An 11,652-nucleotide genomic window follows, 5' to 3' on the forward strand; every position below is an offset into this window, starting at 1 on the left:
ATGCATACCGATACCGTCATCGCCGCAAACCGCTTCGGGCTCGGTGCGAAACCCGGTGATCTGACCCGTATCGATGGCCGCCACGAACGCTGGCTGAAAGACCAACTCGCGGGGCCATCACGACCATCGCCGGTACTTGCCGACCTGCCAACGACGCCGAAAATTCTTGCCGATTTCAATCAGCTGCGAAACATGCGCAAATCCATACGTGACAAAGACGACGATGCGCCCTCCCCGGACATCGTGCGCGAGTACACACGGATCGTGCGTACGCATTACGTCGCACAGGTCACCGCCCGCTATGCCCACGCCGCCGTGACAGACCTGCCTTTCCACGAACGTCTCGTGCACTTCTGGGGCAATCACTTCGCGGTGCAAGCCAACAAGCAGCCGTTGTCGGCGCTCGCTGGCGCGTTCGAGAACGAGGCCATCCGGCCCAATCTTGGCGGGCGTTTTATCGATTTGCTGCTGGCCGTGGAACGCCACCCGGCCATGATCATGAATCTTGATAACCAGCGCTCGATCGGGCCGAACTCCACCTTGGCAAAACGTGCCAACAGCCGACGCAACAACCGTGAGCTCGGTCTCAATGAAAACCTGGCTCGCGAAATACTCGAGTTGCATACCCTCGGCGTCGACGGCGGTTACACACAGGACGATGTCACCGCGTTTGCCCGGGTCCTCACGGGCTGGTCGATTGGTGGCGGTGACCGGCCCGCATTGCGCGAAGGACGTCCCGGCGAGTTCGAATTTCGCGAGAACATTCACGAACCCGGCACGCAGACGGTACTCGGTCAGCGTTATGCGCAGAAGGATGAAGCGCAAGGCGTGGCCGTCTTACACGATCTGGCAATGCATCCGTCCACTGCCCGGCACATCGCCGGCAAACTCGCGCGGCACTTTGTGGCGGATGAACCGCCTGCCGCGCTGGTTGCGCGCCTGGCCGATACCTACCTTGAGTCCGGCGGCGACTTGCCGACCTTGCACGCGGCCCTTTCCGATGCGCCGGAGGCATACGCCAGTGTGCACGCCAAGTACAAGAGCCCCCATGAATACGTCATCTCTGCCTACCGTGCCTTTGACTACCAGCCGGACGATGGCCGCCGCCTGATCGGGTCGCTCGACCTGATGGGCCAGACGCCGTACCGACCCGGTTCACCGGCCGGCTGGCCGGACACGGCCGACGAATGGGGCGGTGCCGATGCTTTGCTGAAACGCATCGAGTGGGCGAATGCCGTAGCCGCTTTATCGGGTGACCGCGTCCAGCCCGTCGCGCTGGGCGAAGCCGCGCTGGGCGTCGGCATGAGCGCCAACACGCGAACCGCCGTCGCCCGCGCCGAAAGCACCTCACAAGGACTGGCGCTGTTACTCGCGTCGCCCGATTTTCAGCGGAGATAAAAATGCCGGACCGACGAGAATTATCAAAACGAGTTGCCGCCACCAAGATGGTCTGCAGCCTCCCTGACCTGACCTTCGCGCGTACCGAAAGCACCTCACAAAGACTGGCGCTGTTACTGGCATCGCCCGATTTTCAGCGGAGATGAACATGCTGGACCGACGAGAATTATTAAAGCGCATGGCGGCAACCACCGTGGCCTGCAGCCTCCCTGGACTAACCTTCGGTCGCGCCGACACGGACGCACGTTTTGTGCTGGTCATTCTGCGTGGCGCGATGGACGGTCTCGCGTTCGCCCCTCCCTACGGTGACAAGGACTATGCCCGCACGCGTGGAGCGCTTGCGCTTGCTGCACCCGGCACGGACGACGGTGCGCTGAAGCTCGACAACCTGTTTGGCCTGCACCCGTCGTTCAAAGCCGTGCACGACATGTACCGCCGCGGCGAAGCAACGCTCTTGCACGCGGTCGCCAGCCCCTACCGCGAGCGCTCGCACTTCGACGGCCAGGACGTGCTGGAAAACGGCGCATTGAAGGCAGGCGATCTGCGCGACGGCTGGCTGAACCGCGCATTGGCATCGCTCGGTGGGTCGCTGGGCAATGAACGCGCAATCGCCTTGTCACAAAGCACGCCGCTGATCTTGCGTGGCGCGCAATCCGTCACGAGCTGGGCGCCCTCCGCTATGCCCGATGCCAATGAAGATACCCTCCAGCGACTTGCCGACCTGTACGCCGATGATGAGTTTTTCCGCGTGCGTTTGCAGCAGGCACTCGAAGCACAAGCAATTGCCGGTGACAGCGATGGCATGGGCCGGACCCGCGGCAACGATGCCGTTCGATTTGAAGCATCGATGCGGCAGGCCGCACGCTTCCTGTCCGCCGGCAATGGACCGCAAATTGCCGTACTCGAATCCGGCGGCTGGGACACGCACGCAAACCAGGGAACGTTTGCAGGAAGCCTGGCCAATCGTTTCACCGGGCTCGACACGGGCCTCGCGACCTTGAAGAACGAACTTGGCGATACCTGGAAAAACACCGTGGTCGTGGTGGCGACCGAGTTCGGTCGCACCGTGGCGGTCAACGGTACGCGCGGCACGGATCATGGCACCGCCAGCGCGGCGCTGCTTGCCGGTGGTTCGGTGCGCGGCGGCCGGGTCATCGCAAACTGGCCAGGTCTCAGTTCATCGGCACTGTACGAAGGCCGGGATCTCTACCCGACCACGGACCTGCGCAGCCTGTTCAAAGCGGTACTGACTGAGCACCTCGGTGTGCCCGCTGAGCGGGTGGAAGCGGAGGTTTTCCCGGACAGCGACAGTGCGCAGCCACTGGAGAACCTGCTTAGTTAGAACAACTGTTTGATTGGCTGCCGGAGCGACACGCCGGTCACTTCAAGCTCGTGCGAACAGAGCACCTCGCTGTATCGGCTGGTCGCATGGCAACGGACGGATTGCCCGACAGTGGCTATGCCGAATCTCTGGCAAGACCGCCCTGTTGACGCGGTTGATTAATTTGTTGCCGGGTAGACGCGCTTGCCACTCCGCAGATCACGCCCCACTACCGTGTTGTCAGTAGTGCCGTAATAAACTGTGTCATCCACCGTTGCCGGCGGGCCAGCAACATCGTCGGCGCTCCAGGTAATGGCTCTCGTGCGGAAATCAAACGCGTGCAACTGGAACGAAGCGCCATCGTTCAGGATCTCGAACAACAACCCGACACCTTCGCTGGCCCGCATGGGCCCGTACAGTATGCCGTCGGTCGCCGTACTCCAGACGGCTTCGCCGGTGTGGCGATCAACACCGTAAAGATGCTGATCCTCAACGGTTGAGTAATACACAACGTCGTCGACCAGTGCGATGAAATTTCGCGACCCAACGTGCCGTGAATCCGCCGCACCCGGATCAAAGCGCCACAGCTGTTCGCCCGTCTTGCGGTTCACCGCGAACAGATTGCCCGCCCAGTCAGAAAAATACACCGCGTCTTCGCTCAGGGCAGGCACAACTGTGACGTGAGGCACCTGATTCGGGAGCGCAGCACGATTCTTGTCGTCGGTACTGGAGCGCCACATCAGTTCGCCCGTATCGATATCGAAGGCGTACATATGGCCATCCCATGTACCGATGTAACCCACTCCATCCATGATGGGGATAGTCCACGCCTGCGGTTCTTCGCCAAGCTTGAGTTGCCAGACGGCACGCCCGGTTGCCAGCTCAACGGCGTAGACACGAAAATCTTCACTGCTGAAATACGCGATGCCATCGACGACGTTGGGCGTGCCGTTGATAAAGATGTCCCGCACGTCCCAGTCAACATCACCCGCCGCAAACACCCAGCGCTGCGCGCCACTCTTCTTATCGACTGCACGCAACCGCCCGTCCTGACTGCCGTACAACACCAGCGAGTCGCCGACGTAGGGCGCGTGAAATACCGGCCCATCGGCCGTCGCCCGCCACAACTCACGACCTGTACGCATGTCCACAGCATGCAAATTGCCGGCAGCTGTGCCGATGTACATGACGCCATCGGCGATCGCGGCCTGACCCGGCCTGCCCTCGAGCTGAATCGGTTGCGCATTCAGTTCGGTTTCAACCTTGGCCGAAATGGCAGCGAAGACACTGCTGCAGAACAACAACGCAATACCTATAAGGGCGGCACGGCAAACTGATTGGTAAGAGAAATGTAATGGCATAGCAACTCCCGGTGACCGATCTCGGCGTTCCTGTGAAGCCCGACCGCCCAGCTCAAGGACTACAATTGACAGGGTACTTGCAGCACGGCTGACGGACGGCGCCCAATGACCTGATTACATCGAATTACAGCAGCTACCGAAAATTATCGCCAATGACGGAATGTGCTATCGCGTCGGCTGCTGAAAACTACCATACGGCCGTATTCATACACTGATCGACGCAATTGCTGCAATTTGTGTGGAGCCCCGTGCGTGGAAAACAACAACCGTCACGGTCGTTTGACCTTGCATCGCAGGCCATGCGCGGGATTCGCGAGCGCACAGAACTCGACCAGGAAAACGTTGCCAGCTTGATGCACATCTCCGCCGCCACCTTGCGCTGCCGGGAGCAAGGCCGCGACGACCGGACGGTCCCGCCGCAGCTTGACTCGCGGCTATACCAAATTATCCGCAGCCCGTAGTGGCCGCCCTCAATCGTTGATTTGCTCGAGCGAGACCCGCATTATCAGGACCGATTGCAGGCCTTAATCGCGACGCAGCATTGCCACACGCTGATTTCGCGATTACCGAAGAACAAGTAAGAAAACGCAACTTCAGCCAAGGAAATCGCAATGCCCCTGTCGCTAACTACACGACGTTCTTTGTACTTTTTTGCTCTGCCAGCGCTGTTGGCATCCCTTGCGTTCGCGACGCCCGCGCCACCCGATGCCGGCGAACAGGTCGACGAGATATTCGCTGAATGGAACTCCGTGCAAAGCCCGGGTTGCGCGGTTGGCGTCGAAGTCGATCAGCGACGGGTCCTGAGTCGCAGCTACGGCATGTCCGAGCTTGAGCACAACATCCCGATAACGCCGGACACCATCTTCGAAGCCGGCTCAGTCTCCAAGCAGTTTACCGCCGCGGCGATCCAGTTGCTCGCAATGGACGGCAAACTGTCGCTTGATGACGATGTTCGCAAATTCGTGCCGGAAGTCCCCGACTACGCCGAGACGATCACGCTGCGGCACATGCTGAACCACACCAGCGGACTGCGCGACTGGGGCAGCGTCGCCTACCTCTCGGGCTGGGGACGCTACGAACGTTCGCACACGCATGCACACGTGCTCGACATCGTCAGCCGTCAGAGCCAGCTCAACTTCATGCCCGGTACGGAGTATTCCTACAGCAACACCGGTTACAACCTGCTCGCGATTATCGTTGCTCGTGTCAGCGGCATGTCCTTCGCCGAGTTCAGCAAACGCCGCATCTTCGAGCCTTTGGGCATGGACAATACCCAGTGGCGTGACAACTACCGGCGCATTGTTCCCGGGCGCAGTGCGGCTTACAGCGCGAACGATGACGGCGTTTTCACCATCGACCGTCCGATCGAACATGTACACGGCAATGGCGGTCTCCTCACCACTATCGGCGATCTGTTGATCTGGAATCGCGCGCTGGCCAATGAACGCCTGGGAAAACCGGGCTTCGCAGAGCGCATGTATACCCAGGGCCGATTAACGAGCGGAAGACAGATCAAATACGCGTCCGGTGTGAGTGTCAGTTCATTCAACGGGGTGCCGTCGGTAACGCACACTGGCGCTACCTCCGGCTATCGTGCTTTTTTGGGTAGCTACGGGAACGGCTCACTGTCCATTGCGATGCTATGCAATGTGAGCAATGCCAACCCTGGCAAACTCGGCAACCAGATCGCATCTGTCTACCTCGGCGTGAACGATGCCGAGGAAGCACAATCCTCACCCACGAAAGGTGCGCCTAGCCGCCGCCAATTGGCCGCTTTGTCCGGCTTGTACCGCGATACTCTAACGGGCGAACCGCTGCGGATCACCGTGAAAGATGGCCAACTGCTCGCTGACAACAACACGCCACTGCAAGCGGTCTCCAGCACAGAGTTCGAAATCCTCGAGGCTGAACAGCGCCTGGTCTTCGACTCGAACGGCGATGACCGCCCACGACTCACAAGACTCTCCGGTGACTACGAGATTCGGCATTACGAGCCGGTCGCAAGCGTCACGCCGACTGCCAATGCATTACAAGCACTCGAAGGCGAATACTATAGCGCCGATGCGGAAGCCACATTGACCGTCGCGCTTGAGGAGGGACAGCTGGTAGCACGACGCAGGCCCGACAGCGAATTCGCACTGGAACCCGTTTATGAAGATGGCTTCGATGCAGACGGTCTTGGTTTCGTACGATTTTACAGAAACGACAACTCGTTCCCGGCTGAGCTTAGTATTTACGGCTCACGGGTCTATGATATGCGTTTTCAGCGGCGCACCGACGGCAAGTAAACTGAAACTATAGACAACAACATAAGCAGGCATCGTCTGACCGGCCGCCTTGTTGGCAAACATGCCTCGTTGCATGGCGCTTGGCGAAAGAACGTCGTAACTGGAATGGAGGCAATATGAAAATGACAGCTTCGATTCAAAACTGCCATTTTGGGTTCCAGTGTGAAATGACCTGGGACGAACTTGAACCGACCCGTAACGAGCATGTAAGACTTTGCCATAAATGTGCAAGCCGGGTTACTTACTGTGCTACGGACAGTGCGCTGGCAAAAGCAGTACGAAAAGGCCAATGCGTAGCAATCGATCGAATAGTTGAGGAACGAACGGTACGAATGGTCGGGGACATTGATCCACGCCACTTCGACGACCTCTAGCCAAACCGGAACTCACAGACTGTACTGATTAATGCGCGAGACCCAGGAGGGTGCGTACACAATGAATTCAAAGAACCCGGCGAATACCTGCTGCCAGCCAAACCTTGACCGCCCTTTTTCACTGGCTACGGCTGGCAGAATCATCATCTCGTTTGCAATCCTTTGCTGCGTACTCCTGACAACGGCATTCGCTGCGCCCGACCACTACCTGGCGCCTAAAGAACAGCGTGACAAGGCGGCGAAAATCGCCGCCCAATACCGCGAGCTGGCCGGCAAAATCCCGAGCGAGATGTATGAAATTGAAGGGCTCGCCGACCGTCTCGATTACGATCTCGATTCCGCGGCGGATTACGTCGCCCGGCAAATCGCTTTCGACCCCTATCACGGCATACTGCGGGGGCCGGACGGTACCTTGGCCGCGAATGCCGGTTCGGCATGGGATCAGGCCGGGTTGCTGGTCTCTCTGATCAACACCATGGGCGGCGATGCGAGAGTTGTCCAGGGAGCGTTGTCAAAATCAGAAGCCGCGAGACTCTTGCTGGCAGCATTCGAACCTCGTGCCCCGTTTGCAACCCCACTGGACCCACAGGCCATCCAAGACACCTTCGACGACGTCTTGCCGACGAATTCGATGGAGTCCGCACAAACGACAAGCACTGCCACGGGCAGTCGCAGCAGTACCGATACATTTGAGCAACGCGTTAGCCGCATCACCAACACCGTTCTGCAAGCCTTGAAAGCGCAAGGTGTTTCAGTCGCTGATTCCGCGGGTACAGATGAGTTACTGGCCGCCTTATCGAAATCCTACGCGTGGGTTGAATACCGGGAATCACCCAATGAACCCTGGCAGGCTGTACACCCCGCTTTTGGCAAGCAAGCCGCGCCAGCGGTTACAGCCGTCGCCTATGCGAAGACGGAAGCACCGGAGGAATGGGTGCACTACCTGAGCATCGAACTGGAAATCGAACGGCACAGCGGCAACGCGTACAGTTCGGAACCCATCATTGAGCCCTATCGCGGCACGGTCGCCAGTTTTGCAACGCAACAGACCATCCTCGAAATCGGTCCCAGTCAGGCGCCCTCGCCGGGTGGCAAGCAAGCGGACTATTTCGTCCCGGTCATCAATGGCAATCTCGCGCGCGGTGCCAAGGCCTTTACCCTGCTGGGCATGACGGCAGCGGCAGAAGATGCCGCGGCTGGACCTGCGATATTCGCAACGGTCGGCGGCAAACTGGGCTCGGCATTGGGCGGGATCAACGATGCCAGCGGCTCCGAGGACAACAGCCCGCGCCTGACCGGGGTCACGCTGGTAATCACGCATACCGCACCGGGCGGTGAAACCCGCGCCGAACGCCGCCGGCTGGTCGATTTCCGTCAATCCATGCCGGATGACCCAACGCGACAGCTGCTCACCAGTGCCGTTATTGATGTCGGCACGGGCCGGGAGAACGGCGCGCGCGATCTCCGCGCAGTGCTCCTCTCCAATGCCAGCTTCATCACCCGGGTGCCTTACGTTGCCGCATTGAGTCAGGGCGACATGCAAAAGGAAGAAGTTCCCGCGCACCCCGCGTTCGAACGCGACTACGAACAGCTCGCATGGCAGGACATTCGGACGCTGGGCGCATTGCTCGAGCCACAGCCCAGCGCAACGAGTGTTATTACCCGCCAGTCGCCACTTGTAGTGATGACGCGTCTGGCGGCCAACTACGACCGGGATGCGCGCATGCTGCAGATCGTGGACATTGTCCACAACAGCACACTGGCCTTGCAGTTGAATGGCGCTGCGGCAAAAATCGCGCCTCAGAACAACGTGCGCCAGGGCGTGCGCGAAACACTGGCAGAGGAATACCTGGCTGGTATTGGTGGCGAAGACACGTGGCTCAACAGCCCGTCGTCACAAACAATCGCCAGTGTCACTGAACTCAACGATTGGCTACAAGAGAACAACGTGACAGCAGGCAGCCGTGACCGAATGACCGCCGACCTGCAGCAATCCGGCACGATCCTCATGTCAGGGTTCGAAGCGGAACCGCGTTGGTGGCGAATCAACGCACAGACCGGGCAAACACTGGGCATGGGAACCTACGGCGGTCAGGCGGCCACGGAAACGCTGGCGGTAGGAAGCGTCGCCCAGGCCGTGTGCGGCGCATTGACGGTCGGTTTCTTCGCCTACAGTGCGTTCTCGTGCGAGAGTGCTTATGCGAATAACCCCTCCATGCTTGCCTGCTGCCTCACCGGCAACACCCTCCTCGCTGCCAGCGGCATCAAACTGGGTGCTGCAGCCACGTCGCAAACGCTGGGCTTTCTGTCCGCCTCAGGCGTACTGCAAAGCGAAGTTGCGGTTGCCGTCATACTTGGGGAGACGGCATTGAACGTCCAGATGACGGCGGTGGGACTGGGCGTTGATCCGCTTTGCAGCGCCGTGACCGGCAACTAGTCTCGAAACGCCTCGCTACTGGTCTGGCGCCAGGTAGTCTGCAAACCACTCGCTGATTTGTTGCCAGGAATCGCGAATATTGGCAGGCGAGCTGAACACGTGTCCCTCGCCCCGGTAGCGAATGAATTTCGCGTCCTTGTTCAGTCGCAGCAACGCGGTGAACATTTGCTCTGCTTTAGACATGGCAATGAAATCCCGGCGCCGTGCATCAACATGGCCGGCGTTGAAGCAGATTCAACCTGGAACAGCCATGAAAGCATTTTGTGGCAGGAATGCAGCGACCTATACCTCGTTCCGATCAGCACCAGCGGGTTTTCAACGGCGCCCTATTGACATTTGCCTTGTTGCAAATAAGAATCATTCGCAAAATAACTACCGGATAAAGCAAGGTAAACTGAATGAACTTACGGGCACTTTCGCTACGACCCCTGTCTTGCATGGCCAGCATCGCCCTGCTTGTCTCGTCCCCCGCCGTTCTGGCTCAGGATGACACCACCGACATCGAACAGATCACCGTGGTTGGTCGAATGACCAATGTTGACGTTACCGCTGACGAAATCGAACGCTACCAGGTCAATGATCTGCAGGACCTGTTTCGGCACGTGCCGTCCGTATCGGTGGGCGGCTCGCTCGGGATCGCCCAGAAAATTTACGTGCGCGGCATGGAAGACACGCTGTTGAACGTGACCGTCGATGGTGCCCCGCAGACTGGCACACTGTTTCACCATATCGGTCGCGTCAAGATCGAGCCCGAGCTGTTGAAACAGGTTTCAGTGCAATCGGGCGCCGGAGAAGCCACGGCAGGTTTCGGTGCAATAGGCGGTTCCATCCGCTTCCTGACCAAAGACGCCAATGACCTGCTCGATGATGGCGATAATGTCGGCGGCCTGGTGCGTGTTGGCGTCTTCAGTAACGAAGGCCAACGCTACAGTGGTACCGTCTACGGCCGGCTGTCGGACAACTGGGGCCTGCTGGGGTCGTACGTTTACGTTAACCGCGAAAATATGGACGACGGCGACGGCAACGAATTGCTGGCCACTTCCGCTGAACAAAAACTGGGCTTCCTGAAGCTCAGCGGTGCCATCGGTGACAAGCAGTACCTGTCCCTGAGCTATGAATTGCGCGACGAGGAAGGCGAATTCGGGCAGCGGCCAAACTGGCCAACACTGGAGGGCGACCCGATCTATCCGGGTAGCGGAGAACGCGAAACAGTCGTTGCCAACTACCGGTTTGACGCCAGCGACGCAATCAATGTGGAAACCACGCTCTACTCAACACAATCGGACTTTGTGCAAAACGTGACAGGCCGTTGGGGACGCTACGGCGCCGACATAGAGACCACCGGTTTTGACGTGCGCAACACCTCCCGGCTGGGTCAGCACAGCGTTACCTACGGCATTGAACAGCGCAATGATGAAGTTGTCAGCGCTTACCTCGATGGCCCCGCAACCTGTGCGGCCTGGGCATGGGATGCCAACACCTGTTCATTCAAAGAAGAAGGAACCGCAACAGCGGCGTATATCCAGGACCATTTTCAGGCTACCGACCAGCTGTTGCTCAGCTTCGGCATGCGTTACGACGATTACGATTTCGAACAACTGACCTATGACGAAACCAGCGGCTCGCACGGTTGGTCGGGCAACATTGGCCTGGACTATGATCTGACCCCGGAGTTGACCTTCAGCATAGGCTACGCAGAGGCCATGCGCGGCAAGGAAATCGGTGATGCCCTCACGCTCGAGAAGCGTCCCGGGCGGCTGCGAATCGATCCGGCGTTGCGACCGGAAGACGTCACGAATGCCGAGATTGGCGTTACCTACCGTAACGACCAATGGTTCGCCTCGCTGGTCTACTTCCAGAGTGACATTGACGATGTCATCAGCGACCAGATCGGTGGTGGCGTTGCGCCTGAAGACTCCACGTACTATGAGAACATTGGTCGCTACGAAGCCGACGGGTTTGAGCTTGGCTTCGGCTACCAGCTGGATCGCGTTCGCTTTGACCTTGCCTACAGCAACACAACCTCCGAAATCAATGGCCACACCGTTGAAGGCTACGAGTACAACGGCATCGGCAATGCCCGCGGCGACACGTTGACCGTTGGCATTAACTTCGAGGCATCGGGCCGGCTGGAGCTGGGCTGGAATACCATTGCGGTCGCCGGCATGGACGATATCGAGGTCTTGCACCGCGCCATGGACATCGGCTGGATTGCAGAACTGCAAACAATCGACAAACCCGGTTATGCCGTACATGACGTGTACGCACGCTGGCAACCAACCCGCAGCGATAGCTGGTACCTGTCCTTCGCCGTGCAGAATGTATTCGATAAATCGTACCGGGATCACTCCAGCGTCGGCGACTATTCAGCCATTCCAGGCTGGGAAACCGTCGCCGGTTTGCGTGAAACGGGCCGGGATATCCGACTGACTCTCAGTGCTGGTTTCTGATCACTCGCGGGTTGCGAGTATCA

7 protein-coding genes are annotated in these 11,652 nt (G+C 59.0%); 5 read left to right on the forward strand and 2 right to left on the reverse strand.

Annotation, left to right across the window (positions count from 1 at the left end):
- Together BA177_RS12435 and BA177_RS12440 are read left to right on the forward strand one after the other, a co-directional pair.
- Entirely contained in the window at positions 1 to 1,398 is a 1,398-nt protein-coding gene (locus BA177_RS12435) for a DUF1800 domain-containing protein (RefSeq protein WP_068616659.1), read from the forward strand.
- A 148-nt stretch (positions 1,399 to 1,546) separates the two neighbouring features.
- Positions 1,547 to 2,740 (forward strand): DUF1501 domain-containing protein, encoded by a 1,194-nt coding sequence (locus tag BA177_RS12440; protein WP_197493016.1) that lies wholly within the window; start codon positions 1,547 to 1,549, stop codon positions 2,738 to 2,740.
- A gap of 158 nt (positions 2,741 to 2,898) precedes the next feature.
- Here the strand turns inward: BA177_RS12440 and BA177_RS12445 are convergent, their stop codons facing one another.
- The gene (locus BA177_RS12445; protein ID WP_082990087.1) at positions 2,899 to 4,080 is read right to left on the reverse strand and encodes an outer membrane protein assembly factor BamB family protein; all 1,182 of its coding nucleotides are present in this window, start codon (positions 4,078 to 4,080) and stop codon (positions 2,899 to 2,901) included.
- Positions 4,081 to 4,691: 611 nt separating this feature from the next.
- Here BA177_RS12445 and BA177_RS12455 point away from each other — a divergent pair.
- The gene (locus tag BA177_RS12455) at positions 4,692 to 6,368 is read left to right on the forward strand and encodes a serine hydrolase domain-containing protein (protein WP_082990088.1); all 1,677 of its coding nucleotides are present in this window, start codon (positions 4,692 to 4,694) and stop codon (positions 6,366 to 6,368) included.
- Positions 6,369 to 6,803: 435 nt separating this feature from the next.
- Positions 6,804 to 9,179 (forward strand): transglutaminase domain-containing protein, encoded by a 2,376-nt coding sequence (locus BA177_RS12460; RefSeq protein WP_068616675.1) that lies wholly within the window; start codon positions 6,804 to 6,806, stop codon positions 9,177 to 9,179.
- A gap of 15 nt (positions 9,180 to 9,194) precedes the next feature.
- Here the strand turns inward: BA177_RS12460 and BA177_RS18640 are convergent, their stop codons facing one another.
- A complete protein-coding gene (locus BA177_RS18640; RefSeq protein ID WP_156762815.1) occupies positions 9,195 to 9,362 on the reverse strand; it encodes an alpha/beta hydrolase family protein in 168 nt (55 codons plus the stop codon).
- A 215-nt stretch (positions 9,363 to 9,577) separates the two neighbouring features.
- Here BA177_RS18640 and BA177_RS12465 point away from each other — a divergent pair, with 215 nt between their 5' ends.
- Complete coding sequence (locus BA177_RS12465) at positions 9,578 to 11,629, forward strand: TonB-dependent receptor domain-containing protein (RefSeq protein WP_068616677.1); 2,052 nt, start codon at positions 9,578 to 9,580, stop codon at positions 11,627 to 11,629.
- The last annotated feature ends 23 nt before the right edge of the window (positions 11,630 to 11,652 follow it).

Origin of the sequence: Woeseia oceani, from assembly GCF_001677435.1 — a bacterium.
Lineage (GTDB): Bacteria > Pseudomonadota > Gammaproteobacteria > Steroidobacterales > Woeseiaceae > Woeseia > Woeseia oceani.